We start from the raw sequence: 26334 nt of genomic DNA on the forward strand, positions 1-26334 counted from the left end.
GTGCCGCGCACGCGTCGTGCGCAACGACTAAGATGCGGAGCATGCGTCGCAAGACGCGCCTGCGGAGCAATCGCCATGGCGGATCGTCCCACTCTCGACGCTTACGACACGCACGCCGCGCAGTACGCGCAGGACTGGCTCGACCAGGCGCCGCCCGACGACATGTACGCGCTGCTCGAGCAGCATTTCGCGCCGGGCCCGACGGCGGACGTCGGCTGCGGCGCCGGGCGCGACACCGCGTGGCTTGCCGCGCGCGGCTTCGACGTGCGCGGCTACGACGCGAGCGCGGCGCTGCTCGACGAGGCGCGGCGCCATCATCCGTCGCTGCAGTTCGAAGTGGCTGCGCTGCCGGCGCTCACCGGCGTGCCGTCGCGCGCGTTTCGCAACGTGCTCTGCGAGACGGTCGTGATGCACCTCGAGCCGGCCGACGCGGCGGCCGCGGCCGCGCGGCTCGCCGATCTGCTGATGCCGGGCGGCACGCTGTACCTGAGCTGGCGCGTAGCCGGCAGCGGCCCGTCGCGCGACGAGCGCGGCCGGCTGTACGCGTCGCTCGATGCCGCGCGCATGCGCGCCGCGCTCGGCGCCGACATGCGGGTGATCGACGAACATGAAGTCGTCAGCGCGTCGTCGGGCAAGCGCGTGCATCGGCTGATCGCACGCAAGGCGGACGCGGCCGCGTAGCCGCGCGTGTCATTCGCGGTTCAGCGCCGCTTCCCAATTGATGTCGACGCACAGCACCTGCATGCCGGTCGCGCCCGGTGCGGCGATCGACGCCGTCACGCACAGGTGCGCCTCGTTGATCGACAGGTACGGCGAGGTCAGATGCACGCGTCCCGGCGTGCGCATCGCGTCGATGAAGTACGGGCGACGCTCCCAGCTCGCGCCTTCCGAATGCAGCAGCGGCCGGAAGCGCTTCGCGCGCTGCGAGACGCTGCCGCGCGCGAGCACGTTGTCGCCGATCTGCCGGCCCGACGCGTCGAGCAGGAAGCAGCGCGCGGTGTCCGGCAAGCCGAGCACGCCGGCGGCCGCCGCGATCAGCGTGTCGCCGGCGCCGAGCCGGGCGCTCGCTTCCTCGAGCGCGGCGACGTACGGCGCGAGCCGCTCGGCCTGCGTGCGCTCGCGTTGCGCGACGCGCAGCCGCAGCGCGGCCGACAGCGTGTCCATGCAGCCCGCGGCGGCCTGCGGCTGCACCGGATCGACGCTCGGCCCCGCGAAGTACTGGCCCTGCACGAAATCGACGTTGCATTCGAGCGCGATCAGCGCATCGCGCTCGGTCGCGAGGCCGCCCATCAGCACGAGCTGACCTGACTCGTGCAGCAGCGACACGAGCCCCGGCAGCACGCGCTCCAGATGCGAGTGCTCGCTCGCCTGCGCGAGGATGCCGCGATCGAGCGTGACGATGTCCGGATGCAGATGCCAGACGCGGTCGATGTTCGAATGCTTCGCGCCGAAGCCGCCGAGCGCGATCAGGAAGCCGGCCTTGCGCAGCCCGTCGACGATCGCCGCATAGCGCGGCGTTTCGCCGCCCGCCTGCTCGGGCACCTCGAGCACGACGCGGTGCGGCGGCAGTCCGAGCGTCTTCAGGTTCGCGAGCAGCGCGTCGCCGTACACGGTATCCATCAGCGCGGCCGGATGCAGGCTCAGGAAGAGCCATTCGTCGTGGCTGTCGAAGGCGTGGAAGTTGCCCAGATGCAGCGATTCGGCGAGGCGGCCGAGCTCGAGCAGATCGCCGCGCCGCGCGGCCTGCGTGAACACCTCGTGCGACGCGACCTGACGGTTTTCCTCGTCGTGTGCGCGCAGCGACGCGTGATAGCCGATCGCACGGCGGTGCGACACCGAGAAAACGGGCTGGAACACGCTGAACACGGTGTAGCCGCCGTACAGCACGGTGCGCCGGTTTCCGTCGTCGCCGGCGACCGGGCGGGGCGGCTGAAAGCCGGGAGGGTCGATGTCGAGCATGCTCATGATGTCGGCCGTGGGAAGCTGCCAGTTTACCTACAGAATAGGCCAGCAAGAAGCATGCACGGTTGCGACCCCGGCGCGCACGCGCTGCGCGGGCACGGGACGCGCCCGCTCGCACCGCGCTGGTGCGCGCTGCGCGTCATGTGCGCTCGGACGGATCGGTCTTGTGCGCGCGGCCGCGTACCTCGGGCGCGAGCTGGCCGAAAATCCATGCCGACGCGGCCGTGATCAGCCCGACGCAGATGAAGGTTGCGTGGAACGCGGGCAGCGTGTTGCTCGGCGTCACGGTGCGCAGCATCCCGGTGAAGGTCGCGAGCAGCGCGCCAGCGACGGTCACGCCGAGGCTCATCGACAGCATCTGCACGAGCGAGAACAGGCTGTTGCCGCTGCTCGCGCCGCCCGTGCCGAGATCCTTGAGCGTCAGCGTGTTCATCGCGGTGAACTGCATCGAGTTGAAGCCGCCGAACAGCGCGAGCTGCACGACCTTCAGCCAGACGGGCATCGTGTCGCGCATCAGCGCGAAGCTCGCCATCATCACGCCGACCATGATCGTGTTCGCGAGCAGCACCTTGCGGTAGCCGTACTTCATGATCAGCCGCGTGATGAGCCGCTTCGAGAACATGCCGGCCGCGGCGACGGGCAGCATCATCAGCCCGGCCTCGAACGCCGAATAGCCGAGGCTCACCTGCAGCAGTAGCGGGATCAGGTACGGCATCGCGCCGCTGCCGATCCGCGCGAACAGGTTGCCGAGCAGCCCGACGCTGAACGTATGGATCTTGAACAGTTCGAGCGAGAAGATCGGCTGCGGCGCGCGCACCGCGTACAGGCCGTATGCGACGAAGCAGGCGAGGCTCAGGATCAGCAGCACGAGCACGGCCGCGTGCTGCATCCCGAGATCGGCGAGCCCGTCGAGCGACAGCGAGATCGCGACCATGCCGATCGTCAGCAGCAGATAGCCCTTCACGTCGAAGCGGCCGACGGCCGCGTTGCGCGCGTCGGGCATCGAGAAGAACGTCGCGACGCAGCCGACGATGCCGACCGGCACGTTGATCAGGAAGATCCAGTGCCACGACGCGATCTTCACGAGCCAGCCGCCGAGCGTCGGCCCGATCAGCGGGCCGATCAACCCCGGAATCGCGACGAACGACAGCGCGGGCAGATAGCGCTCGGCCGGAAACGTGCGCAGCACGGCGAGCCGGCCGACCGGCAGCAGCATCGCGCCGCCGACGCCCTGGACGATGCGGAACGCGACCAGTTGCGGCAGCGTATGTGCGTTCGCGCACAGCAGCGAGCCGAGCGAAAACACGAGGATCGCGCTGAAGAAGACGCGGCGCGTGCCGAACGTGTCGGCGAGCCAGCCGGACACCGGAATCATCACGGCCATCGTCAGCGAATAGGCGATCACGACCGATTGCATCCGCAACGGCGATTCGCCGAGACTCGCTGCCATCGACGGCAGTGCGGTGTTCACGATCGTCGAATCGAGCGTCTGCATGAAGAAGCCCGTGGCGACGAGCCAGAGCATGACGGTGAGGTTCTTTTCGCCGGGGGCGGCGGCAGACGGGCGGTCGGACATGAGGCGAGGGCGGGGGCGCAGGACACCCGACATTGTAGGGAAAGCGCTCGCGCCGTGCAGACGGGCGTCACCTCGCGCGGCGCTGTCTCGTGCGCGCGGCAGTACAGTTCTGTCGAAAGTGTCTGCAGGCGTATCTGTCGGCGTGCCGCTGCCGTCCGAAATACTGACGTCATCGGACACAGGCGACCGGGAGGGGCGATGCGCGAATGGCGACTCTACGCGATGGACGGCGACGAGCCGGCCGGCCGGTGGCGGATCGTCGACCGTACCACGCTGCACGTGACGCACGGCGTGCTGTGGGTCACGATCGAAGGCCGGCTCGACGATCACTGGCTGCGCGCAGGCGATGCGCTGAGGTTCGCGCCCGGCATGCGCGTCTGGATCGGCGCGGAGCGCGGCGGTGCGACGTTCGCGTTCGGGCCGCGTCGCGCGCCCGTTGCGCGCGCCGCACCGGCGGTGCGGCACGCGCCCGACGGACGGCGTCACGCGGCCGCGTCGTTGCCGACGTAGCGTGCGCGCGGCCGGATCAGCTTGCCGTTCGCCGACTGTTCGAGCGCATGCGCGATCCAGCCGGCCGTGCGGCCTGCCGCAAACAGCGTGAAGGCCGCGCCGTCCGGCAGCGCGAGCGCGCGTTCGAGCGTCGCGAGCGCAAAGTCGATCGTCGGCTGCAGCCCGGTCGCCGCTTCGACGCGTGCGGCCAACGTGCGCGCCGCGCGCAGGGCCGGCCGCTGCGGCATCGCCGCGTGCAATGCGTCGAGCAGCGCCCGCGCGCGCGGATCGCCGTCCGGATACAGCGGGTGCCCGAAGCCGGCCAGCGCGGTGCGGCCGCCGTCCGCGCGTTCGTCGTGCGCGATCCGCAGCGCGAGGTAGCGGTCGAGATCGGCGGCGCGCGCCGCTTCGTCGAGCAGCGTCGCCGCGCGGAACGTCTCGCCGCCGTGGCGCGGTCCCGATAGCGCGGCGAGCCCGCCCGCGATCGCGCCGAACAGGTGCGTGCCGGTCGACGCGATGCAGCGCACCGCGAACGTCGACGGGTTCAGTTCGTGATCCGCGCAGAGCACGAGCGCGCGGCGCAGCAAGTCGGTGTGATCGCCTCGACGCACGCGCCAGGCAGCGGCGAGTTGCCGATGCACGGGCGCGTCGGACGGCGCACAGCCGGCGAGTGCGGCGGCCGCGACACGCAGCAGCAGGGCGGCCGAATCGAGCTGCGCGTCGCGCTCCTGCGCCCACAGTCGCGGCAGCGACGCGGCGGCGGCCGGCAGCAGCACGAGCGCGCGGTCGAGCGGGGCGAGATGCGCCCAGCGGCGCGCCCAGTCGTCCCATTGCGCGCGATCGAAGCCGCTCGCGTCGAGCGAGGCGGCGGCGAGCCGCGCCGGTGCGCAGTCCCAGAGCCGCGCGGCGGTCGCTTCGAGCGTCGCGTCGTTTGCGAGTGCGATCGCATCGGCGCCGCGGTAGCGCAGGCGGCCGTCGGCGATCTGCGTGATCCGCGATTCGAGCACCGGTACGCCCCAGTCGAGCGAACGCTCCGCGACCCCGCCTGCCCGTTTCGCATCGGCTCGCCGGCGCGCGAGCAGGCGCACTTCGTCGGCGTCGTAGCGACGCCGCTTGCCCGCGCCGTCCGGCAGCGAGCGCAGCAGCCCGCGGCTCACGTATGCGTAGAGCGTGCTCACGCTGATGCCGAGTCGATCGGCCGCTTCGGGCGCGCTGAGAGACGTCATGTCGATCGCTCCTGTCGGCGCGCATAAGACGCGCTCGCGCTACAACTATTCGTTATGTATTGATTCGCGCAATCAAGATTGATCGCGTGTGTGGCGAATTCTAGACTCGATTCCGTCTTCGCAACGACGGACTGCCGCCATGACACCCGAACACGCCCTGGCCCATTTGTGGCAACGCGCGCACGGCGACGCCGACGCGCTGTCGCGAGCGGCCGTGACCGGACACGATCCGGTCCTGCCCTCGACGTTTCGCATCGGTACGCTCGCGGCCGCGACGATTGCGGCGGCCGGCCTCGCGGCGGCCGAGTGCCATCGGTTGCGTACCGGCGTGGCGCAGCGTGTCGACGTGTCGGTGCGCGACGCGCTCATCGCGTTTCGCAGCGAACGCTATTTGCGCGTCGACGACGGACCGCCGCCCGAGCTGCGCCATCCGGTCACGGGCTTCTACGCGGCGCGCGACGGCCGCTGGATCCAACTGCACGCGAACTTTGCGCATCATCTGCACGGCATCCTCGACGTGCTCGATTGCGGCGAACGGCCGGCCGATGTCGCCGCGGCGATCCGCACCTGGGACGGCGCCGCGCTCGATACCGCGCTGGCCGACGCCGGGCTGTGCGCGGCGTTGATCAGAACGCCTGACGAGTGGGCCGCGCACGAACAGGCGCGCGCGATCGCGGCGCTGCCGCTGTTCGAGATCGAACGCATCGGCGACGCGCCGCCGGAGCCGATCGGCAGTGGCATCGCCGCGCGCCCGCTCGACGGCGTACGCGTGCTCGATCTGACGCGCATCATCGCGGGGCCGGTCGCGGGGCGCACGCTCGCTTCGCACGGCGCGCAGACGCTGCTCGTGAACGGGCCGCACCTGCCGAACATCGCGCCGCTCGTGATCGACAACGGTCGCGGCAAGCGCTCCGCGTGGCTCGATCTGCGCGAGACGGCGGGCGTCGACGCGCTGCGTGCACTCGTGCGCGACGCCGACATCTTCCTGCAGGCATATCGCCCGGGCGCGCTCGCCGCGCGCGGCTTCGGACCGGAGGCGCTGGCGGCATCGCGTCCGGGCATCGTCTGCGTATCGGTGTCGGCGTACGGGCATGCGGGCCCGTGGGCCGCACGGCGCGGCTTCGACAGTCTCGTGCAATCGGCGAGCGGCATCGCGTGGCGCGAGCAGCAGGCCGCGCACGCGGACGCACCGCGCCATCTGCCCTGCCAGGCGCTCGATCATGCGACCGGATACCTGGCCGCATTCGGCGCGATGATCGCGCTGATACGTCGCGCGCGCGAAGGAGGAAGCTGGCATGTGCGCGTGTCGCTCGCGCAGACCGGGCACTGGCTGCAATCGTTCGGCGCGGTGCCGGACGGCATGCAGGCGCGCGATCTCGCGCTCGATGACGTACGCGACCGGATCGAGCGCATCGCGTCGACGTTCGGCACGATCGATACGGTCCGGCCGGCCGAGCGGCTGTCGGCGACGCCGCCGTCGTTCGCGCGCCCGCCGGTGCCGCTCGGCAGCGACGACGCACGCTGGCTCTGAACGCCGCGCGCGAAGCGCGGCTGGCCTATTTGCGAAGTTCGACGACGAAGTCGTAGTAGTCGTTGCGGCAATACGTGTCGGTCAGCTCGATCGCGCGCTGATCGGCCGTATAGCCGATACGCGTGATCAGCAGCAGCGCGTCGTGCGGCGCGATGCCCATCTGCGCGGCGATCTCGTCGGTCGCGTTGACCGCGCGGAAGTGCTGCAGTGCGCGCACGATCGGCGTGCCGCGCGCTTCGAGATAGCTGTAGAGCGATCCGCCGATCGCTTCGGGATCGGGAATCAGCGTCGCGGGGAACGTCGAGTTCTCGACGGCCATCACGATGCCGTCCGCGAGCCGCAGCCGCTTCAGGCGCGTGACCGACGCGGCCGGCGACAGCCCGAGCTGAATCACCTCGTCGCGGTTCGCGGGCTGGATCTCGCGCGCGAGCCACTGCGAGCTCGGCTTGAAGCCGCGGCGCTCGAGCATTTCGCTGAAGCTCGACAGCCGCGACAGCGGATCTTCATAGCGCGGCCGGATGAAGTTGCCGGCGCCTTGCGTCCGACGGATCAGCCCTTGTTCGACCAGCAGCGCGATCGCCTTGCGCGCGGTGATCCGCGACACGCCGAGCGCCTCGGACAGCACACGTTCGGAAGGCAGCGCCTCGCCGGCCGCCCAGCGATTGTCGTGAATCGCATCGCCGAGCTTGCGTGCGAGTTGCAGATAGAGCGGCGTGTCGTTGTCGGGGTCGGGGCGCAGGTCCTGCCAGCGGTCGTCCGTGGGTGCCTTCATGGAATGGGTATCGATCAGGTTGCGGCCATTCTAAGTCATCATGCGGCGCCGTTATAGCCGGTTTTTGCGATCCTGCAGGTGCGTGTGGCGGCGATTGACTACACTGATACGTCGCATTCGATGCTTCGGCCGCGGTGCGCGGCCACGAATCCGCAGCGAGGAATTCATGACAGACACGATGGCCACGGTCGTCCTGCCCGACGGCGAGACGATCCCGAAGCTCGGGCAAGGCACCTGGGAAATGGGCGAACGGCCGGCGCGGCGCGCGGACGAGATCGCAGCGCTGCGCGAAGGCATCGCGCTCGGGATGACGCTGATCGATACCGCGGAAATGTACGGCGAAGGCGCGACCGAAGCGCTCGTCGGCGAAGCGCTGCACGGCTTGCGCGACGACGTGTTTCTCGTCAGCAAGGTCTACCCGCACCATGCGAGCCGGCGCGGCGTCGTCGCCGCGTGCGAGGCGAGCCTGAAGCGTCTGCGCACCGACCGTCTCGACCTGTATCTGCTGCACTGGCGCGGCTCGGTGCCGCTCGAGGAGACGGTCGAAGGCTTCGAGGCGTTACGGCGCGCCGGCAAGATACGCCACTGGGGCGTCAGCAACTTCGACACGGCCGACATGATCGAACTCGTCGACGAAGCGGGCGGCGCCGCGTGCGCGACCGACCAGATCCTCTACAACGTCGCGCGGCGCGGCCCCGAATTCGACCTGCTGCCGTGGCTTGCCGAGCACCGGATGCCGGCGATGGCGTACAGCCCGGTCGATCACGCACGGCTGCCGAAACGCTCGCCGCTCGACGAGATCGCGCGGCAACGCGGCGTGTCGGTGATGCGCGTCGCGCTGGCGTGGGTGCTCGCGCAGCCGGGTGTGTTCGCGATTCCGAAGGCGTCGCGGATCGAGCATGTGCGCGACAATCGCGCGGCGCTCGAGCTGGTGCTGACCGACGACGAGCACGCGCAACTCGACGCGTATTTCCGCGCGCCGCGCAGCAAGCGGCCGCTCGAGATGCTGTGAGCGGCGGCGCGCGCGGTGCTCAGCGCGCCGGCGCGCCTGCCGCGCGCTGCCAGCGGTGGAACAGGATCGACGCGATCCAGCAGACGATAAACAGCGCGATGATCGCGTAGCCGAGTGTGCCGAAGCGTTCGCCGAGCGCATCGAGCGCGTCGCGCACGGGGCCCGTGAGCGCGAGCTTGTCGGCGAGCAGCCCGGCCGCTTCGATGCCGCCGATCGCGAGCGCGACGATCGCCGACACGAGCGTGATGCTCGCGTTGTAGAGCAATTTGCGCTGCGGGTCGTCCATTGCCCACCCGTACGCATGGATCATCAGCACGTTGTCGGTCGAATCGATCAGCGTCATGCCGGCCGTGAACAGCGCGGGAAACAGCATCACCGTATAGATCGGCAAGCCCTGGCTCGCCTGCGCGGCCGCGATCGCGAGCAGGCCGATTTCGGTCGCGGTGTCGAAGCCGAGACCGAACAGCACGCCGATCGGATACATGTGCCAGCTCTTCGAGACGAAGCGGAACAGCGGGCGCAGCAGGCGCGACAGCAGGCCGTCTCGCCGATGCCGATGCGCGCCGTCGTGTGCGTGGGCCGGCGCGCGGCGGTAGCGTCGCCAGACGTCGCGCAGAATCATCAGGTTCACGCAGGCGAGCGCGAGCAGGAACGTCGCCGACACGGCCGTGCCGATCGTCCCGCCGATGTCGCGAAATGCATCGAAGTGTGTGCGCAGCGCGAACGCGGTGAGCGCGATACCGAGCGTCGCGGCGATCACGACCGTCGAGTGGCCGAGCGAGAACGCGAGGCCGACCGTCAGCGGGCGCCGGCCGTCGTGCATCAGCTTGCGCGTCGCGACGTCGATCGCCGCGATGTGGTCGGCGTCGACCGCATGACGCAGCCCGAGCCCGTAGGCGATCGCCGCGGTGCCGAGCAGCAGCGGATGCGCGCGCAGCACCGCGAGCGCCCATAGCCAGACGGCCGCATTGGCGGCGATCAGCCCCGCATAGAGGATCAGCAGGCGGCGCAGCGCAGGCGTGGCGGACAACATCGGCAGGTTCCATCGGACGATACGCCGGCCATTGTGGCACGCGAAAAAAATGCGCGGCGTGCGGACGGCGCGGCGCGCACGACGCGACGGCGGCCGGCGCGCGGAAAAAAGCCCGTCCGGAACCGGACGGGCTTTCATGCGTCGCGACGAACGTCGTGCTTACTTCGTCTTCGCGTTGATCACCGCTTCGGACACGTTCGTCGGCGTTTCCGCGTAGTGCTTGAACTCCATCGTATAGGTCGCGCGACCTTGCGTGGCCGAGCGCAGTGCCGTCGAATAGCCGAACATCTCCGCGAGCGGCACCTCGGCGCGCACGAGCTTGCCGCCGCCGCCGGCGATGTCCTCCATCCCTTGCACGATGCCGCGCCGGCTCGACAGGTCGCCCATCACGTTGCCCATGAAGTCCTCGGGCGTCTCGACCTCGACGGCCATCATCGGTTCGAGCAGCACCGGCTTCGCGCGGCGCATCGCTTCCTTGAAGGCCATCGAGCCGGCCATGCGGAACGCGTTTTCGTTCGAATCGACGTCGTGGTACGAACCGAACGTCAGATGCACCTTCACGTCGACGACCGGGTAGCCCGCGAGCACGCCGCTCTTCAGCGTTTCCTCGATGCCCTTGTTGACCGCCGGAATGAATTCGCGCGGAATCACGCCGCCCTTGATCTCGTCGAGGAATTCATAGCCCTTGCCGGGATTCGGCTCGAGCGTGATCACCGCGTGACCGTACTGGCCGCGCCCGCCCGACTGCTTGACGAACTTGCCCTCGACGTCGGCGGCCGTCGTGCGCACCGTCTCGCGATACGCGACCTGCGGCTTGCCGACCGTCGCCTCGACGCCGAATTCGCGCTTCATCCGGTCGACCAGAATTTCGAGGTGGAGCTCGCCCATCCCCGAGATGATCGTCTGCCCCGATTCCTCGTCGGTCTGCACGCGGAACGACGGATCTTCCTGCGCGAGGCGGTTCAGCGCGAGGCCCATCTTTTCCTGGTCGGCCTTCGTCTTCGGCTCGACGGCTTGCGAGATCACCGGCTCCGGGAATTCCATCTTCTCGAGGATGATCGGCTTGGCCGGGTCGCACAGCGTGTCGCCGGTCGTCGCTTCCTTCAGGCCGACGGCCGCCGCGATGTCGCCCGCGCGCACTTCCTTGATTTCCTTGCGCTCGTTCGCGTGCATCTGCAGGATCCGCCCGAGCCGCTCCTTCTTGTCCTTCGTCGCGTTCAGCACGGTGTCGCCCGAGTTGACGACGCCCGAGTACACGCGGAAGAAGATCAGCTGGCCGACGAACGGGTCGGTCATGATCTTGAACGCGAGCGCGGAGAACGGCTCGTCGTCGCTCGGATGGCGTTCCGCTTCCTGATCGTCGAGCGTATGGCCGAGGATCGCGGGCACGTCGACCGGCGACGGCAGATAGTCGATCACCGCGTCGAGCATCGCCTGCACGCCCTTGTTCTTGAACGCGCTGCCGCACAGCATCGGCACGATCTCGTTGGCGATCGTGCGCTGGCGCAGCGCGGCCTTGATCTCGTCCTCGGTCAGCGATTCGTGGTCGTGCAGATACTTCTCGAGCAATTCCTCGCTCGCCTCGGCGGCCGCCTCGACCATCTTCTCGCGCCACTCGTGTGCGAGATCGACGAGGTTCGCGGGAATGTCCTCGTACGTGAACTTCACGCCCTGGCTTTCGTCATCCCAGACGATCGCCTTCATCTTCACGAGATCGACGACGCCCTGGAAATGATCTTCCGCACCGATCGGAATCTGGATCGGCACCGCGACGCCTTTCAGCCGCTCGCCGATCTGCCGCTGCACGCGGAAGAAGTCCGCGCCGACGCGGTCCATCTTGTTGACGAACGCGATGCGCGGCACCTTGTACTTGTTCGCCTGGCGCCACACGGTTTCGGACTGGGGCTGCACGCCGCCGACCGAGTCGTAAACCATGCACGCGCCGTCGAGCACGCGCATCGAGCGCTCGACCTCGATCGTGAAGTCGACGTGCCCGGGCGTATCGATGATGTTGATCCGGTGTTCCGGATAGTTGCCGGCCATGCCTTTCCAGAAAGCGGTGGTCGCAGCCGACGTGATCGTGATGCCGCGTTCCTGCTCCTGCTCCATCCAGTCCATCGTGGCCGCACCGTCGTGCACTTCACCGATCTTGTGGCTCACGCCGGTGTAAAACAGGATGCGCTCGGTCGTCGTGGTCTTGCCGGCATCGATGTGAGCGCTGATCCCGATGTTGCGATAGCGCTCGATGGGGGTTTTGCGGGGCACGTGAACCTCCTGGTGGTTCGGATCGTAAGCGGGCCGGCTGCGCCGGTCCGGGCTTGGAAACAAGCGAGACTTCAAGGATAGCGCTTGCGCGCGGCTTTTGCAGATGCGGGCCGCGACCGCGGAATCAAGCCGGCGCCGCCGCCGGCGGACGAAAAAAAACCGGCGCGCGACGCAGCCGGTTTCGGGCGGGGCAGGGCGCGGCCCGCGCGCGGGCGCTGCGCGTTACTGCGGCTTCGGCAGCCCTTCGAGCTTCATGCCGGGCTTGATGCCCTTCGCGGCGAACCAGCCCTTGCTCATTTCGAGCGCATAGACGCCGTTGTTGCGCGGGCAGTGGTTGTCGGTCGTCTCGGCCTGCATCTCGTCGATGTCCGTGATCGTGCCGTCGGCGCGGATGAACGCGATCGACAGCGGGATCAGCGTGTTCTTCATCCAGAAGCAGTGCACGGCGTTCTCGTTGAACACGAACAGCATCCCTTCGTTCGGCGCGAGCTGCGAGCGGTACATCAGCCCCTGTTCGCGGTCGGCGTCGTTCGCGGCGACGGCCGCATCGATCACGTACATGCCGGCACGCAGCTTCACGCGCGGGAACTCGCTGGGCTGCTTCGCGCCGGGCGGTATTTGCGCGCCGGCGCTCTGCATGCCGAGCGCGAGCACGGCGAGTGCGGCGGGAAACACGGCGGCGCGCGCAAGGCGGCCGAGCGACGAGCGCAGGGAGAATCGCACAGCAGGGCTCCTATCTGGAAAACGAGACCGAATGGTACGCGATCCGCACCACCGGGCACAAAAAGAAAAAGGCAGATCGCCTCGCGGCGATCTGCCTTTCAACGCCGTAAGAACGGCACGAACGTGTGTTCTTGACTGCGTTATTACAACCAGCTTGCTTAGTTCGAAGCAGCTGCCGGGGCTTCGGCTTCGCTAGCAGCCTTCTTCGCTGCGTGGTGCTTCTTGGCGTGGTGCTTCTTCGCAGCCTTGTGCTTTGCCGGTGCCGAAGCAGCTGCCGGAGCAGCAGCCGAAGCAGCTTCCGGAGCCGAAGCTTGTGCGAAAGCAGCCGTTGCGAAGAGACCAGCGACCAGAGCGGCGATCAGTTTGTTCATGTTGTGTTCCTCAGCTTTAGTTAATTAACCAAATGACCCGGCATAGGAGTCATGACGTCTAACGGTGCCATCCACCTTTCGGTTGACAGACGCTCCGAGAAATTTCTCTTTGCGCTGCGGGCGCCGAATCGTATTCGACGAAAACGTCGGTTTCGTGACGCAAACGCGGATTCGGCCGCCAATGCCGGATAGCTCAGGGTGGCATCTGCGTCGTTTAACGCGCGATCTTCGCAGGCGGTTGACGAAAAAGATGAGGAAAAGTGCGCGCGCGTCGTGCCGCTCAGGTTTCGCGTGCGAAACCGTCCCACGGCGCGCGCGGCGGCAGCGCGATTGTTTCGCCGGGTGCAATGCCGAGCGCGAATATGTCGAGCGCGCCGATGCCGACGCGCACGAGGCGCAACGTCGGGAAGCCGACCGCCGCGGTCATCCTGCGCACCTGCCGGTTCTTGCCTTCGGTGATCGCGAGTTCGATCCAGGTCGTCGGGATCGCCGCGCGGTAGCGGATCGGCGGGTTGCGCGGCCATAGCGTCTCGGGCGGTTCGATGAATTCGGCGCGGCACGGGCGCGTCACGTAGTCGCCGAGATCGACGCCGCGCGCGAGCGCTTTCAGGTCGGCTGGGCCCGGCGCGCCCTCGACCTGCGCCCAGTAGCGTTTCACGAGCTTGTGGCGCGGCTCCGCGATGCGCGCCTGCAGCGCGCCGTCGTCGGTGAGCAGCAGCAGGCCTTCGCTGTCCGCGTCGAGGCGGCCGGCCGGATAGACGCCGGGCGCTTTTACCCAGTCGCCGAGCGACGGCCGCGTTTCGTGCGCGGAAAACTGGCAAATCGTGCCGAACGGCTTGTTGAGGGCGATCAGGGTCATGGGCGGCACGCAGGCCCGCGGCGCGCGGGGCGGCGGGCGCTCTATGGCAAATGGCGGAATCTTAATGCATAATACGGAACGGCAAGTCATCTGTCTTATATAAGACATAAGTGAAGACTTGATACGCAGCACCGCGCTTCGTGCCGCCGTGCCCGGTTGGGGCGCTAGAATAGCGGCTCGCTGTCGGCGCCGGGGAGCTCAGGCCTTGCTCCTGCGGCGCGCGCAGCTTCGACCAGCAACACCTGCTCAGCCACGTCACTGGAGTCGATCATGCCGTATCAGCACATCAAGGTTCCGGACGGCGGTGACAAGATCACCGTCAACCAGGATTTCACGCTCAACGTTTCCGATCAGCCGATCATTCCCTATATCGAAGGCGACGGGACGGGCTTCGACATCACGCCGGTCATGATCAAGGTGGTCGATGCGGCGGTCGAGGCGGCGTACAAGGGCAAGCGCAAGATCCACTGGATGGAGATCTACGCGGGCGAGAAGGCGACCAAGGTGTACGGTCCGGACGTGTGGCTGCCGGACGAGACGCTGCAGGTGCTGAAGGAATACGTCGTGTCGATCAAGGGGCCGCTGACGACGCCGGTCGGCGGCGGCATCCGTTCGCTGAACGTCGCGCTGCGCCAGGAGCTCGATCTGTACGTGTGCCTGCGGCCGGTGCGGTACTTCAAGGGCGTGCCGTCGCCGGTGCGCGAGCCGGAAAAGATCGACATGGTGATCTTCCGCGAGAACTCGGAAGACATCTACGCCGGCATAGAATGGCCGGCCGGTTCGGAGCAGGCGAAGAAGGTGATCGCGTTCCTGCGCGACGAGATGGGCGTGAAGAAGATCCGCTTCCCGGAAACGTCGGGGATCGGCGTGAAGCCCGTGTCGACGGAAGGCACCGAGCGGCTCGTGCGCAAGGCGATCCAGTACGCGATCGACAACGATCGCAAGTCGGTCACGCTGGTGCACAAGGGCAACATCATGAAGTTCACGGAAGGCCTGTTCCGTGACGCCGGCTACGCGCTCGCGCAGAAGGAATTCGGCGGCGAGCTGATCGACGGCGGCCCGTGGATGCGCGTGAAGAACCCGAAGACGGGCGGCGAGATCGTGATCAAGGATTCGATCGCCGACGCGTTCCTGCAGCAGATCCTGCTGCGCCCGGCCGAATACGACGTGATCGCGACGCTGAACCTGAACGGCGACTATATTTCGGACGCGCTGGCCGCGCAGGTCGGCGGCATCGGCATCGCGCCGGGCGCGAACCTGTCGGATTCGGTCGCGATGTTCGAAGCGACGCACGGCACGGCGCCGAAGTACGCGGGCAAGGATTACGTGAACCCCGGTTCCGAGATCCTGTCGGCCGAAATGATGCTGCGCCACCTCGGCTGGACGGAAGCGGCCGACACGATCATCGCCGCGATGGAGAAGTCGATCCTGCAGAAGCGCGTCACGTACGACTTCGCGCGCCTGATGGAAGGGGCGACGCAGGTGTCGTGCTCCGGTTTCGGCGAAGTGCTGATCGAGAACATGTAAGACCCCTTCCGGGGTGGGCCGGCGCGCAGCCGGCCGCCCCGGCGCCTGCTGCCGGCGCCGGGGCGTTTCGTGAATGGCAGCTTTGGCAGGGCGGCCCGGGCTCCGGGCCGCGGCGCCGCGAGGCGGCCCGCAAGCCCTGCAAGGTAGAACATGACGGCCCTCGCAACATTCCCGCCCGGCTAGCCGGCGCGCCCCTTTTCGCGACCGACCCGGTCGCTCCCCGCCGGTTACCGCCGGCGATCTTCAGTCCCACTTTCACGTAGCAACGCATCGACCATGTCCACTTCGCCCAAGATCATCTACACGCTCACCGACGAAGCGCCCGCGCTCGCGACCTATTCGCTGCTGCCGATCGTCAAGGCCTTCACGCGTTCGTCCGGCGTCGCCGTCGAAACGCGCGACATTTCGCTCGCGGGCCGCATCATCGCGGCATTTGCAGACATCCTGCCGCCCGAGCAGAAGGGTTCCGACGATCTGGCCGAGCTCGGCCAGCTCACGCTGAAGCCCGAGGCGAACATCATCAAGCTGCCGAACATCAGCGCGTCGGTGCCGCAGCTGAAGGCTGCGATCGCCGAGCTGCAGGCACAGGGCTACAAGCTGCCGGCCTATCCGGAAGAGCCGTCGACCGACGAAGAGAAGGCGATCAAGGCCCGTTACGACAAGATCAAGGGCAGCGCGGTAAACCCGGTGCTGCGCGAAGGCAACTCCGATCGCCGTGCGCCGCTGTCGGTGAAGAACTACGCACGCAAGCACCCGCACAAGATGGGCGCATGGCAGTCGAGCTCGAAGGCGCACGTCGCGCACATGACGGAAGGCGACTTCTACGGCAGCGAGAAGTCGGCGCTGATCGCCGAGCCGGGCAGCGTGAAGATCGAGCTGACCACGGCCGACGGCGTGAAGAAGGTCCTCAAGGAAAAGACGGCCGTGAAGGCCGGTGAAGTGATCGACGCGTCGGTGATGAGCCGCAAGGCGCTGCGCAGCTTCCTCGAAGCGCAGATCGCGGACGCGAAGGCGCAGGACGTGCTGTTCTCCGTGCACCTGAAGGCGACGATGATGAAGGTGTCCGATCCGATCCTGTTCGGTCAGGTCGTCTCGGTGTTCTATCGCGACGCGCTCGAGAAGCATGCGGACGTGCTGGCCAAGGCGGGCTTCAACCCGAACAACGGCATCGGCGATCTGTACGCGCGCCTGAAGGACCTGCCGGCCGACACGCGCGAAGCGATCGAAGCCGACATCAAGGCCGAGTACGCGGTGCGTCCGCGTCTCGCCATGGTGAACTCCGACAAGGGCATCACGAACCTGCACGTGCCGAGCGACGTGATCGTCGACGCATCGATGCCGGCGATGATCCGCGAGTCGGGCCGCATGTGGGGCCCGGACGGCGAACTGTACGACGCGAAGGCCGTGATTCCGGACCGTTGCTACGCGGGCGTCTACCAGGCCGTGATCGAGGACTGCAAGCAGCACGGCGCGTTCGATCCGGTCACGATGGGCAGCGTGCCGAACGTCGGCCTGATGGCGCAGGCGGCCGAGGAATACGGTTCGCACGACAAGACCTTCCAGATCCCGGCCGACGGTGTCGTGCGCGTGATCGACGAAGCGGGCAACGTGCTGCTCGAGCATGCGGTCGAGTCGGGCGACATCTGGCGTATGTGCCAGACGAAGGACGCGCCGGTGCAGGACTGGGTCAAGCTCGCGGTGAACCGCGCACGCGCGACCGGCGCGCCGGCCGTGTTCTGGCTCGATCCGGCGCGCGCGCACGACGCGCAGATCATCGCGAAGGTCGAGCGTTACCTGAAGGATCACGACACGAACGGTCTCGACATCCGCATCATGACGCCGGTCGAAGCGACGCGTTTCTCGCTCGAGCGCATCCGCGCGGGTAAGGACACGATCTCCGTCACCGGCAACGTGCTGCGCGACTACCTGACCGACCTGTTCCCGATCATGGAGCTCGGCACCAGCGCGAAGATGCTGTCGATCGTGCCGCTGATGGCGGGCGGCGGGATGTTCGAAACGGGCGCAGGCGGTTCGGCGCCGAAGCACGTGCAACAGTTCGTCGAGGAAGGCTTCCTGCGCTGGGATTCGCTCGGCGAATTCCTCGCGCTCGCGGCGTCGCTCGAACACCTCGGCAACGCGTACCAGAACCCGAAGGCGCTCGTGCTTGCGAAGACGCTCGATCAGGCGACCGGCAAGTTCCTCGACGAGAACAAGTCGCCGGCGCGCAAGGTGGGTGGCCTCGACAACCGCGGCAGCCACTTCTACCTGTGCCTCTACTGGGCGCAGGCGCTCGCCGCGCAGGACGAGGATGCGGCGCTGAAGGCGCAGTTCGAGGGTGTCGCGAAGGCGCTCGCCGACAACGAGGCGCGCATTCTCGAGGAACTGTCGGCCGCACAAGGCAAGCCGCAGAACATCGGCGGCTACTATCGCCCGAACGTCGAGCTGACGAGCCAGGCGATGCGCCCGAGCGCGACGCTCAACGCGATCGTCGACGCGCTCTGATCGCGACCGGCGCCGGCCGGCGGATGCGGCGGCGCTGACCGGCTGCCGCCCGACGGACGGCAGCCCGAGCGCAACGAGAAACGCCCCGGAGGTCCGGGGCGTTTTGCTTGGGCAGCCCGCGTCATTCAGACGTGGACGACTTCCCACTCGGCGATTTCGTGCGGCACTTCGAGCGTCGCGGTATCGAGGTCGGACAACTGCGGGCAGTCGCCGCGAGAGATGTGGTCTGCCGCGTGTTCCGGGCACGAGAATGCGCCGAGCACGGCGTTGCCGAACGTCGCTTCCCAGCCGCCCTTACCCGGCAGGATGTAGAACGACCCGAGCGCTGAACCAAAGCGAAATCCCATCATTTCCGTTCTCCCTTTCTGATCACAAGCGATTCTGTGCGTGCCGCCGGTTCGACCGGCCCTGGCTCGACTGGCTGCTTGCGTCCGGTCCGGTATCGACCATCCTCGCGAAGCGTCAGTGCATGGAACAAAGTCTACGTCCGGCGACGGTCCGGATGGTGCGCGTAGAACGGCGACTCGATAGAAAATTGTTCTTGTAAAAACAAAGAGATACGCGCTTCGTTTTGTATTGCGGAACGTTTTTCGGCATCGCGAAACGGCGAATTTGTGCCGTGCACCACGAATTTTTATAACGCAGTGATTCTTTCCGCATCGTGAAAAAACGGGCGGTTTGGCGATCGACGAGTATGCGGGCGCGCCCAATAGGTGGGAATCGCCATGCGCTGAGCGCAGAACCGGCGCGCGATGCGCAGGCTGCACTGCGACGTATCGCCGCTCGACCGGCGCTCGCGCGTCGCGGTACGGACGCGCGGTTATGATGGCGCGGGGCACGGCTTCGCATCGTGCCCGCGGTATGCGGCCCGTCCGCGTGGCGCCGCTGCCGCCGCACGAATAACGAGGAACGATTGATGATTCGAAGAACCTTTCTGTCGCGCGCGATCGGGGTCGCGGCGGCATCGCTCGTCGCACGCGGTGCATGGGCGCAACATGCGGGACATGCCGGTATGGCGGGCATGGACGACATGCGGGACATGCCGGGAATGGGCGGCATGTCCGGGCACGGGCAGCACGCTAACCGGCCCGCGCCTGCGGCGCTGGCGGCAGCCGATGCGCTGCCGGCCGGCGCGCCGCTGGCCGTCTTGCGCACGCTCGTCAACGAAAGTCGCGAGCCGGGCACGTTTCGCGCGACGCTGACCGCGCAGCCGGTCGCGCGGCCGCTGCTGCGCGGTGCGCGCCCGACGACGTTCTGGCAGTTCGGCGCCGGCGCCGACGGCCCCGTCGTCGGTCCGCTGATCGACGTGCGCGAGGGCGATACGGTCGAGATCCGGTTCGAGAACAAGCTGCCGCAGCCGTCGACGATTCACTGGCACGGCCTGCCGGTGCCGCCCGATCAGGACGGCAATCCGTCCGATGCCGTTGCGCCGGGCGCGTCGCGCGTCTACCGCTTCACGCTGCCGAAGGGCAGCGCGGGCACGTACTGGTATCACCCGCATCCGCACATGATGACGGCCGAACAGGTGTTCCGCGGGCTCGCGGGGCCGTTCGTCGTGCGTGCGGCCGACGATCCGCTCGCGGGCTGGCCCGAGCGCCACCTGTTCGTGTCCGATCTGAAGCTCGCGCGCGACGGGACGATTCCGCCGAACGACATGATGGACTGGATGAACGGTCGTGAAGGGCAGTTCGTGCTCGTCAACGGTGCGCGCCGGCCGCGGATCGAGGTCGCCGGCGACGAACGCTGGCGCGTGTGGAACGCGTGCAGCGCGCGCTACCTGCGCGTCGCGTTCGACGACGGCCGCGCGTTCGAGCATGTCGGCACCGACGGCGGCCTGTTCGGCGCACCGCGTCGCGTCACGTCGCTGCTGCTCGCACCGGGCGAGCGCGCGGAGATGCTGGTTCGGGCCGGCGACCGCGCGTCGCGCGCGGTGCTGCAGGCAGCCGAATACGACCGCGGCAAGATGGCGATGTCGCACGACGACGGCCACGGCAGCCTGCCGCCCGATCCCGCCCGCGCATTGGCCGACGTCGTGTTCGCGCCGGCAGCGCCGCGCGAGTTGCCCGCGACGCTGCGCACGGTGCCGCCGCTCGGCGAGCCGGTCGCGCACAAGGAGGTCGCGTTCGGCGAAGAGATGGACATGGACGCGATGATGAAGCCTGGCGCGCATGGTCGTCCGGCGGGCATGCGTTTCACGATCAACGGCGACACCTATGCGCCGGGGCGCATCACGCTGACGAGCCGCCGCGGCGACGTCGAACGCTGGACGATACGTAACGCCACCGACATGGATCATCCGTTCCATCTGCACGGCACGCAGTTCCAGGTGATCGAGCGCGCGACGGAAGGCGCGCGCACGGCCGAGCCGTTCCGCGCATGGCGCGACACCGTGAACGTCCGCAGCGGCGAGACCGTGACGATCCTGACGACGCAGGATATGGCCGGCGAACGCATGTTCCACTGCCACATTCTCGAACACGAAGACCTCGGCATGATGGGTACGCTGAAGGTCGTCTGACGTATCGGTCGTCCGGGTGTCGTCGACATCCGGCGTTCGCCGTTCTCGGGAAAGCAGGCCGCGCATCGTTGTCGATGCGCGGCTTTTTCTTTCTCTGGTGACACTGGAGCGCGCAACGTAATGATTTGTCTTGTCCTATCGGTCAAATGCGAATTGAGTTAGTTGTCCCATAAATATTGGTACGTGTCAGATATGTGTGACGTGTCGCCGTCCCTATACTCGATTTCCGCCGCCGGCTCGCACGCGAAGTCCTGAGCGTCGGGCGTCGGTGCGCTTCGCGGCGGTTCATGTGCGGCGCAAGTCGCTTCCAATTTCCGATGCGGATTCGACATGTGCCGAAGACCGAAAAATACGATTAGGAAAACGATGAAAAATACGAGAGACCGAGGCATCAACACGAACACCTTCAGTGCGAAAGACGAGTCGCGATGCGGGTGCTCCGCGCGGTCGCGCGCCCGCCGCGCGCTGGCATCCGGCGTGGCCGGCATGCTCGGATGGGCCGTTCCCGACGCATACGCGCAGCGGTATGCCGATGCGCCGCCGCTGTCGCGCAGCGTGTCCGCCGACACGATCCTGCGAGCCGACGCGAACGTGCTGGCACCCGGCGACGGCATCGCGATCGTCGTCGATGCGCGCAACGCGCGTGACATGAACGGCACGCGTGCACGCGCGCCGGGGCCGAACAGTTTCGCGACCGGCGGCAACGCGCTCGCTGCCGGCGCCGACAGCATCGCGCTCGGTCCGCAGGCGTGGGCGGCAGGCGATGCAAGCCTGGCCGCAGGTGTCGCGGCGGCGGCGCATCATGCGGATGCCGTTGCGGTCGGTGCCGGCGCGAAGGCGAAGGGAGAACAGAGCATGGCTGCCGGTACGCTGGCGCTGGCCGCCTCGTCGGGCAGTACGGCGGTGGGTGTGCAATCGAGTGCGACGGGTGCGGCGAGCACCGCGCTCGGCGCGGACGCGGCGGCGTTCGGCGACGGAAGCATCGCGCTCGGCAGCGGCGCAAGTGCGAACGAGTTCGACAGCATCGCGCTGGGGACGGCGGCGAACGCTTTCGCGGACGAGACGGTCGCGATCGGCGGCTCGGCGAGCGCGGAGGGCACGGGCAGCATCGCGCTCGGTGCGGAGGCATCGGCACTTGACGACGGCAGCGTCGCGGTGGGCCACGGCGCAAACGCGCAGGCATCGGGCGGTGTGGCGATGGGCGTCGCGGCGGACGCGTCGGCGGAGCACGGCATTGCGCTCGGTTCGAGCGCGAATGCGAGCGGGAGCGGTGCGGCGGCCGTCGGTGTGTCGTCGAACGCTGCGGGCGTCGACAGCGCGGCATTCGGCACGAACGCATCGGCGCTCGGCGACGGGAGCCTCGCGATCGGCGGCGGCGCCAACGCGTCGGCGTCGGATGGTGTCGCGATCGGCGTTGCCGCGAGCGCATCGGCGGAGCACGGCATCGCAGTCGGCGCGAACGCGAATGCGAACGGCGCGAACGGTGCCGCGATTGGCGCGGCGTCGCGCGCGGCAGGCGCGGACAGTGCCGCATTCGGCATCGACGCGTCGGCGCTCGGCGACGCGAGCCTCGCGATGGGCCGTCGCGCGATCGCGACGAGCGATGGCAACGTTGCGATCGGCGCCGATGCGCATGCGACGGCAAGCAGCGGCATCGCGATTGGCGTGGGCGCGCACGCGGAAGGCGCAGACAGCACCGTACTCGGCGCCGGTGCGCGCGTAGGTGGCACCGGCGGAGTCGCAGTCGGCGTAGCGGCGACCGCAACGGGCAACGACGGCCTCGCGACGGGCGCTCGCGCACAAGCTGCCGGCTTCCGAAGCACCGCGATCGGCGCCGACGCGACGGCGGTCGGCGATCGCAGCACGAGCGTCGGAAACGGCGCGTCGGCGACGGCCGCACACAGCATCGCGCTCGGTTCGGACGCCGTGGCGAGCGGCACGAATTCGGTCGCGCTCGGCCGCGCGTCGGTCGCGGATCGCGACGATACGGTGTCGGTCGGCGCAGCGGGGCGCGAGCGGAAGATCGTGCATGTCGCGGACGGCGTGCTGCCTTCGGATGCGGTCAACATGCGGCAGCTTCACTCGGTTGCACGGCGCGCATACGGCGGCGTCGCGGCGGCGACCGCGCTGTCGATGATTCCCGACGTCGACACGGGCAAGACGATCGCCGTCGGGATCGGTACGGGCGGCTACCTCGGCTATCAGGCCGTCGCGCTCGGCGCATCGGTGCGGTTCGGCGAGAACCTCAAGCTGCGTGCCGGCGCGAGCCTGAATGCCGCGACGACGACGTGGGGCGCGGGCGCCTCATACAGCTGGTAACGCCACGGCGACACATGCGCTCGATAAACGCGCATGTAAATATTGCGCGATGATGACGGCGCGCGCGATCGTGAATCGGTAAAACGGTCGCGCGCGTCGACAAAATCGATTTGCACGCCTATGCGGACAATCGCAAAGCTTGCGCCGCCATTGTGCAAACTCGCCGATCAATCGACATGGCGCACGTACGACGCACAAAAAAAGAAACCCGGCATCTCGCCGGGTTTCTTCGTCCGAAATCCGTTGCCCTCAGGCGGCCTGGATATTCGAAGCTTGCTTGCCCTTCGGTCCTTGGACGACTTCGAAGCTCACCTTCTGGCCTTCCTTCAGGGTCTTGAAACCCTGCATGTTGATCGCCGAGAAGTGCGCGAACAGGTCTTCACCGCCCTCGTCGGGAGTGATGAAACCGAAGCCCTTTGCGTCGTTGAACCATTTGACAATACCAGTTGCCATACCTACTTCCCCTGTCACACAGTCGCTACTTACCACGAGCACGCTCGAAAAGCTAAACGACCGGAAAACTGCAGCCGTTCCCCCCTCACAAGCTCACCTCGGCCTCTTTCATTTCGCCCGCAGGCAATTTGAAAAAAGTGCCAGCTTGATTGTTGGCGCTCTTTATTTGAGTGTCAAGGAAATTTTTAGACGGTTAGGGGGACGTTGTAAAGAACCCATTTTCAGGGTTTTTCCGGCTTTGCTTCGCAGCACGGCGGCAAGCGCGACAACTTGAAAAGTCGCATAATCGGCTCATATACCAGGCTCGAGTGACACGCGTTCGAGTCGTCCCGGCTTGTGGGATACTGGATGCGAACACGACGTTCCGGCGCGACACCCGGCGACGATTCGCGTTCCGCGCCACGCGTGAAAGCCGGCACCGCAGCCGGCTTTCGCATGGCGCGAAGACGATCGCGTGTTTCCGGGATACCGGGGAGGGCGCCGGCCGGTCGGTCGGGTAATGGCAGGATTGCGGGCCTGTCCGAGTTGTTTAGAATGGGTGTATGGCGATTATCCCGGACAAGCAGGACAGCACGGTCCTGGAACGCAAGCAACAGAAGCTGAAGCCACCTTCGATGTACAAGGTGGTGTTGCTGAACGACGACTTCACGCCGATGGAATTCGTCGTGATGGTCGTGCAGGAGTATTTCAAGAAGGATCGCGAGACGGCCACGCAGATCATGCTGAAGGTCCATCGCGAAGGGCGAGGGGTTTGTGGGGTCTATACGCGGGACATCGCGTCGACCAAAGTTGAGCAAGTCGTTACCCATGCGCGGCAGGCCGGGCATCCGCTGCAGTGCGTGATGGAGGAAGCATGATTGCCCAGGAATTGGAAGTCAGCCTGCACATGGCGTTCATGGAAGCACGCCAGGCGCGCCATGAGTTCATTACGGTCGAGCACCTGCTGCTCGCCCTGCTGGATAATCCGACGGCAGCCGAGGTGTTGCGCGCGTGCGCGGCCAACATCGAGGATCTGCGTCAGAACCTGCGCAATTTCATCCACGACAACACGCCTACCGTCCCCGGTACCGACGACGTCGATACCCAGCCGACGCTCGGCTTTCAGCGCGTGATTCAGCGCGCGATCATGCACGTCCAGTCGACGTCGAACGGCAAGAAGGAAGTGACCGGCGCGAACGTGCTGGTCGCGATCTTCGGCGAGAAGGATTCGCATGCCGTCTACTACCTGCAGCAGCAGGGCGTCACGCGTCTGGACGTCGTGAACTTCATCTCGCACGGCATCGCGAAGACCAACAGCGGCGAGGCCGCGAAGTCGGGCGATCCGAGCGCGGAAAGCGACGACGCGAACGCGCAGAAGGAAACGCCGCTCGCGCAGTTCACGCAGAACCTGAACCAGATGGCGAAGGACGGCCGCATCGATCCGCTGATCGGGCGCGAGCCCGAGGTCGAGCGCGTCGTGCAGGTGCTGTGCCGCCGTCGCAAGAACAATCCGCTGCTCGTCGGCGAGGCCGGCGTCGGCAAGACCGCGATCGCGGAAGGGCTCGCGTACCGCATCACGCGCGGCGAAGTGCCCGACATCCTCGCGAATGCGCAGGTCTATTCGCTCGACATGGGCGCGCTGCTCGCGGGCACCAAGTATCGCGGCGATTTCGAGCAGCGCCTGAAGACGGTGCTGAAGGAACTGAAGGAGCGCCCGCACGCGATCCTCTTCATCGACGAGATCCACACGCTGATCGGCGCGGGCGCCGCGTCGGGCGGCACGCTGGATGCGTCGAACCTGCTGAAGCCGGCGCTGTCGTCGGGCACGCTGAAGTGCATCGGCGCGACGACGTTCACCGAATATCGCGGGATCTTCGAGAAGGATGCAGCGCTGTCGCGGCGCTTCCAGAAGGTCGACGTGACGGAGCCGACCGTCGAGCAGACGGTCGCGATCCTGCGCGGGCTGAAGTCGCGCTTCGAGGAGCATCACGGCGTCAAGTATTCGTCGGGCGCGTTGTCGGCCGCCGCCGAACTGTCGGCGCGCTTCATCACCGACCGTCATCTGCCCGACAAGGCGATCGACGTGATCGACGAAGCGGGTGCCGCGCAGCGCATCCTGCCGAAGTCGAAGCAGAAGAAGACGATCGGCAAGAGCGAGATCGAGGAAATCATTTCGAAGATCGCGCGCGTGCCGGCGCAGAGCGTGTCGCAGGACGACCGCAGCAAGCTGCAGACGCTCGATCGCGATCTGAAGAGCGTCGTGTTCGGTCAGGATCCGGCGATCGACGCACTCGCGGCGTCGATCAAGATGGCGCGCGCGGGCCTCGGCAAGATGGACAAGCCGATCGGCGCGTTCCTGTTCTCGGGCCCGACGGGCGTCGGCAAGACCGAGGTCGCGCGTCAGCTCGCGTTCACGCTCGGCATCGAGCTGATCCGCTTCGACATGTCCGAATACATGGAGCGCCATGCGGTGAGCCGGCTGATCGGCGCGCCGCCGGGCTACGTCGGCTTCGATCAGGGCGGTCTGCTGACCGAAGCCGTCACGAAGAAGCCGCACTGCGTGCTGCTGCTCGACGAAATCGAGAAGGCGCACCCGGACATCTTCAACGTGCTGCTGCAGGTGATGGACCACGGCACGCTGACGGACAACAACGGCCGCAAGGCGGATTTCCGCAACGTCATCATCATCATGACGACGAACGCGGGCGCCGAGTCGATGCAGAAGGCGACGATCGGCTTCACGACGCGTCGCGAGACCGGCGACGAGATGGCCGACATCAAGCGTCTGTTCACGCCGGAGTTCCGCAACCGTCTCGATGCGATCATCAGCTTCCGCGCGCTCGATGAGGAAATCATCATGCGCGTGGTCGACAAGTTCCTGATCCAGCTCGAGGAACAGCTGCACGAGAAGAAGGTCGACGCGCTGTTCACCGACGCATTGCGCAAGCATCTGGCGAAGCACGGCTTCGATCCGCTGATGGGTGCGCGGCCGATGCAGCGGTTGATCCAGGACACGATCCGTCGTGCGCTGGCCGACGAGCTGCTGTTCGGCAAGCTGGTGAACGGCGGCCGCGTGACGGTCGACGTCGACGAAAACGACAAGGTGCAGCTCTCGTTCGACAAGCTGCCGAATCCGCCGCACAAGCCGAACGAAGAGACGGTCGAAGTCGAATAAGCGATAATTGCGGGTTCATCCGAACGGCGCGGGAAGTTCTCC

At 67.2% G+C, this 26334-nt stretch carries 21 protein-coding genes; 10 read left to right on the top strand and 11 right to left on the bottom strand.

Features of this window, described 5'->3' with window-relative positions:
- Positions 1–75: 75 nt before the first annotated feature.
- Positions 76–681 carry a bifunctional 2-polyprenyl-6-hydroxyphenol methylase/3-demethylubiquinol 3-O-methyltransferase UbiG gene (locus tag BCR55_RS10770; RefSeq protein WP_065494546.1) on the top strand — a complete coding sequence of 202 codons (606 nt, stop codon included), beginning with the start codon at positions 76–78 and terminating at the stop codon, positions 679–681.
- Positions 682–690: 9 nt separating this feature from the next.
- On the opposite strand, the gene BCR55_RS10775 is transcribed toward BCR55_RS10770, so the two are convergent.
- Both BCR55_RS10775 and mdtD read right to left on the bottom strand, forming a co-directional pair.
- Entirely contained in the window at positions 691–1965 is a 1275-nt protein-coding gene (locus tag BCR55_RS10775; RefSeq protein ID WP_006405907.1) for an EAL domain-containing protein, read from the bottom strand.
- A 136-nt stretch (positions 1966–2101) separates the two neighbouring features.
- The gene (gene mdtD, locus BCR55_RS10780; RefSeq protein WP_006405905.1) at positions 2102–3538 is read right to left on the bottom strand and encodes a multidrug transporter subunit MdtD; all 1437 of its coding nucleotides are present in this window, start codon (positions 3536–3538) and stop codon (positions 2102–2104) included.
- Positions 3539–3736: 198 nt separating this feature from the next.
- Between mdtD and BCR55_RS10785 the strand changes: the two genes are divergently transcribed.
- On the top strand, positions 3737–4048 hold the full coding sequence (locus BCR55_RS10785; RefSeq protein ID WP_065494547.1) for a DUF2917 domain-containing protein: 312 nt from the start codon (positions 3737–3739) through the stop codon (positions 4046–4048).
- Here the strand turns inward: BCR55_RS10785 and BCR55_RS10790 are convergent.
- Positions 4021–5253 carry a citrate/2-methylcitrate synthase gene (locus BCR55_RS10790; RefSeq protein ID WP_065494548.1) on the bottom strand — a complete coding sequence of 411 codons (1233 nt, stop codon included), beginning with the start codon at positions 5251–5253 and terminating at the stop codon, positions 4021–4023. The genes BCR55_RS10785 and BCR55_RS10790 overlap by 28 nt on opposite strands.
- A 139-nt stretch (positions 5254–5392) precedes the next feature.
- Here BCR55_RS10790 and BCR55_RS10795 point away from each other — a divergent pair, with 139 nt between their 5' ends.
- Positions 5393–6784 (top strand): CoA transferase, encoded by a 1392-nt coding sequence (locus BCR55_RS10795; protein ID WP_065494549.1) that lies wholly within the window; start codon positions 5393–5395, stop codon positions 6782–6784.
- 25 nt (positions 6785–6809) lie between these two features.
- Here BCR55_RS10795 and BCR55_RS10800 read toward each other — a convergent pair whose 3' ends face one another.
- Positions 6810–7556 carry a GntR family transcriptional regulator gene (locus BCR55_RS10800; RefSeq protein ID WP_006398515.1) on the bottom strand — a complete coding sequence of 249 codons (747 nt, stop codon included), beginning with the start codon at positions 7554–7556 and terminating at the stop codon, positions 6810–6812.
- 166 nt (positions 7557–7722) lie between these two features.
- Here BCR55_RS10800 and BCR55_RS10805 point away from each other — a divergent pair, with 166 nt between their 5' ends.
- Positions 7723–8568, top strand: a complete 846-nt coding sequence (locus BCR55_RS10805; RefSeq protein WP_053296921.1) for an aldo/keto reductase — start codon at positions 7723–7725, stop codon at positions 8566–8568.
- Between the two features lie 19 nt (positions 8569–8587).
- Here the strand turns inward: BCR55_RS10805 and BCR55_RS10810 are convergent, their stop codons facing one another.
- The 5 genes from BCR55_RS10810 to BCR55_RS10825 all read right to left on the bottom strand — a co-directional run bounded on the left by BCR55_RS10810 (position 8588) and on the right by BCR55_RS10825 (position 13819).
- Positions 8588–9601: a HoxN/HupN/NixA family nickel/cobalt transporter gene (locus BCR55_RS10810; RefSeq protein WP_065494949.1), complete on the bottom strand. Its 1014-nt coding sequence runs from the start codon at positions 9599–9601 to the stop codon at positions 8588–8590.
- Positions 9602–9760: 159 nt separating this feature from the next.
- The gene (fusA, locus tag BCR55_RS10815; protein ID WP_006398518.1) at positions 9761–11866 is read right to left on the bottom strand and encodes an elongation factor G; all 2106 of its coding nucleotides are present in this window, start codon (positions 11864–11866) and stop codon (positions 9761–9763) included.
- A 222-nt stretch (positions 11867–12088) separates the two neighbouring features.
- Positions 12089–12589, bottom strand: a complete 501-nt coding sequence (locus BCR55_RS10820) for a DUF192 domain-containing protein (protein ID WP_006405897.1) — start codon at positions 12587–12589, stop codon at positions 12089–12091.
- 158 nt (positions 12590–12747) lie between these two features.
- Positions 12748–12960 (bottom strand): hypothetical protein, encoded by a 213-nt coding sequence (locus BCR55_RS30540; protein WP_006398520.1) that lies wholly within the window; start codon positions 12958–12960, stop codon positions 12748–12750.
- 280 nt (positions 12961–13240) lie between these two features.
- Positions 13241–13819: a pseudouridine synthase gene (locus tag BCR55_RS10825; RefSeq protein WP_006405896.1), complete on the bottom strand. Its 579-nt coding sequence runs from the start codon at positions 13817–13819 to the stop codon at positions 13241–13243.
- 270 nt (positions 13820–14089) lie between these two features.
- Here BCR55_RS10825 and icd point away from each other — a divergent pair, with 270 nt between their 5' ends.
- Positions 14090–15346 (top strand): NADP-dependent isocitrate dehydrogenase, encoded by a 1257-nt coding sequence (gene icd, locus BCR55_RS10830; RefSeq protein WP_006398522.1) that lies wholly within the window; start codon positions 14090–14092, stop codon positions 15344–15346.
- Positions 15347–15622: 276 nt separating this feature from the next.
- Entirely contained in the window at positions 15623–17848 is a 2226-nt protein-coding gene (locus tag BCR55_RS10835) for an NADP-dependent isocitrate dehydrogenase (protein ID WP_053296923.1), read from the top strand.
- Between the two features lie 125 nt (positions 17849–17973).
- Here BCR55_RS10835 and BCR55_RS10840 read toward each other — a convergent pair whose 3' ends face one another.
- Positions 17974–18198 (bottom strand): hypothetical protein, encoded by a 225-nt coding sequence (locus BCR55_RS10840; protein WP_035488625.1) that lies wholly within the window; start codon positions 18196–18198, stop codon positions 17974–17976.
- Positions 18199–18764: 566 nt separating this feature from the next.
- Here BCR55_RS10840 and BCR55_RS10845 point away from each other — a divergent pair.
- Entirely contained in the window at positions 18765–20366 is a 1602-nt protein-coding gene (locus tag BCR55_RS10845; protein ID WP_065494550.1) for a multicopper oxidase family protein, read from the top strand.
- Between the two features lie 486 nt (positions 20367–20852).
- The gene (locus BCR55_RS10850) at positions 20853–22685 is read left to right on the top strand and encodes a YadA-like family protein (protein WP_244104615.1); all 1833 of its coding nucleotides are present in this window, start codon (positions 20853–20855) and stop codon (positions 22683–22685) included.
- 249 nt (positions 22686–22934) lie between these two features.
- Here BCR55_RS10850 and BCR55_RS10855 read toward each other — a convergent pair whose 3' ends face one another.
- A complete protein-coding gene (locus BCR55_RS10855; protein WP_004196460.1) occupies positions 22935–23138 on the bottom strand; it encodes a cold-shock protein in 204 nt (67 codons plus the stop codon).
- 542 nt (positions 23139–23680) lie between these two features.
- On the opposite strand from BCR55_RS10855, the gene clpS reads away from it, so the two are divergent.
- Both clpS and clpA read left to right on the top strand, forming a co-directional pair.
- Positions 23681–23995 carry an ATP-dependent Clp protease adapter ClpS gene (gene clpS / locus BCR55_RS10860; protein WP_006398529.1) on the top strand — a complete coding sequence of 105 codons (315 nt, stop codon included), beginning with the start codon at positions 23681–23683 and terminating at the stop codon, positions 23993–23995.
- Positions 23992–26292, top strand: coding sequence for an ATP-dependent Clp protease ATP-binding subunit ClpA (gene clpA, locus BCR55_RS10865; protein WP_006398530.1), 2301 nt, complete (start codon positions 23992–23994; stop codon positions 26290–26292). The genes clpS and clpA overlap by 4 nt, the downstream gene beginning before the upstream one ends.
- The last annotated feature ends 42 nt before the right edge of the window (positions 26293–26334 follow it).

It is taken from the genome of Burkholderia sp. CCA53, from assembly GCF_001685525.1.
Lineage (GTDB): Bacteria > Pseudomonadota > Gammaproteobacteria > Burkholderiales > Burkholderiaceae > Burkholderia > Burkholderia multivorans.

What these genes read in the sequence shown, in the direction of transcription:
- BCR55_RS10795 (WP_065494549.1), top strand. Translation starts at nt 5,393, where the DNA reads ATGACACCCGAACACGCCCTGGCCCATTTGTGGCAACGCGCGCACGGC.
- icd (WP_006398522.1), top strand. Translation starts at nt 14,090, where the DNA reads ATGCCGTATCAGCACATCAAGGTTCCGGACGGCGGTGACAAGATCACC.
- BCR55_RS10840 (WP_035488625.1), bottom strand. Translation starts at nt 18,198, where the DNA reads ATGATGGGATTTCGCTTTGGTTCAGCGCTCGGGTCGTTCTACATCCTG.
- BCR55_RS10835 (WP_053296923.1), top strand. Translation starts at nt 15,623, where the DNA reads ATGTCCACTTCGCCCAAGATCATCTACACGCTCACCGACGAAGCGCCC.
- BCR55_RS10800 (WP_006398515.1), bottom strand. Translation starts at nt 7,556, where the DNA reads ATGAAGGCACCCACGGACGACCGCTGGCAGGACCTGCGCCCCGACCCC.
- BCR55_RS10810 (WP_065494949.1), bottom strand. Translation starts at nt 9,601, where the DNA reads ATGTTGTCCGCCACGCCTGCGCTGCGCCGCCTGCTGATCCTCTATGCG.
- BCR55_RS10850 (WP_244104615.1), top strand. Translation starts at nt 20,853, where the DNA reads ATGCTCGGATGGGCCGTTCCCGACGCATACGCGCAGCGGTATGCCGAT.
- BCR55_RS10775 (WP_006405907.1), bottom strand. Translation starts at nt 1,965, where the DNA reads ATGAGCATGCTCGACATCGACCCTCCCGGCTTTCAGCCGCCCCGCCCG.
- BCR55_RS30540 (WP_006398520.1), bottom strand. Translation starts at nt 12,960, where the DNA reads ATGAACAAACTGATCGCCGCTCTGGTCGCTGGTCTCTTCGCAACGGCT.
- BCR55_RS10785 (WP_065494547.1), top strand. Translation starts at nt 3,737, where the DNA reads ATGCGCGAATGGCGACTCTACGCGATGGACGGCGACGAGCCGGCCGGC.
- BCR55_RS10790 (WP_065494548.1), bottom strand. Translation starts at nt 5,253, where the DNA reads ATGACGTCTCTCAGCGCGCCCGAAGCGGCCGATCGACTCGGCATCAGC.
- BCR55_RS10805 (WP_053296921.1), top strand. Translation starts at nt 7,723, where the DNA reads ATGACAGACACGATGGCCACGGTCGTCCTGCCCGACGGCGAGACGATC.
- BCR55_RS10825 (WP_006405896.1), bottom strand. Translation starts at nt 13,819, where the DNA reads ATGACCCTGATCGCCCTCAACAAGCCGTTCGGCACGATTTGCCAGTTT.
- BCR55_RS10855 (WP_004196460.1), bottom strand. Translation starts at nt 23,138, where the DNA reads ATGGCAACTGGTATTGTCAAATGGTTCAACGACGCAAAGGGCTTCGGT.
- clpS (WP_006398529.1), top strand. Translation starts at nt 23,681, where the DNA reads ATGGCGATTATCCCGGACAAGCAGGACAGCACGGTCCTGGAACGCAAG.
- BCR55_RS10770 (WP_065494546.1), top strand. Translation starts at nt 76, where the DNA reads ATGGCGGATCGTCCCACTCTCGACGCTTACGACACGCACGCCGCGCAG.
- mdtD (WP_006405905.1), bottom strand. Translation starts at nt 3,538, where the DNA reads ATGTCCGACCGCCCGTCTGCCGCCGCCCCCGGCGAAAAGAACCTCACC.
- BCR55_RS10845 (WP_065494550.1), top strand. Translation starts at nt 18,765, where the DNA reads ATGATTCGAAGAACCTTTCTGTCGCGCGCGATCGGGGTCGCGGCGGCA.
- clpA (WP_006398530.1), top strand. Translation starts at nt 23,992, where the DNA reads ATGATTGCCCAGGAATTGGAAGTCAGCCTGCACATGGCGTTCATGGAA.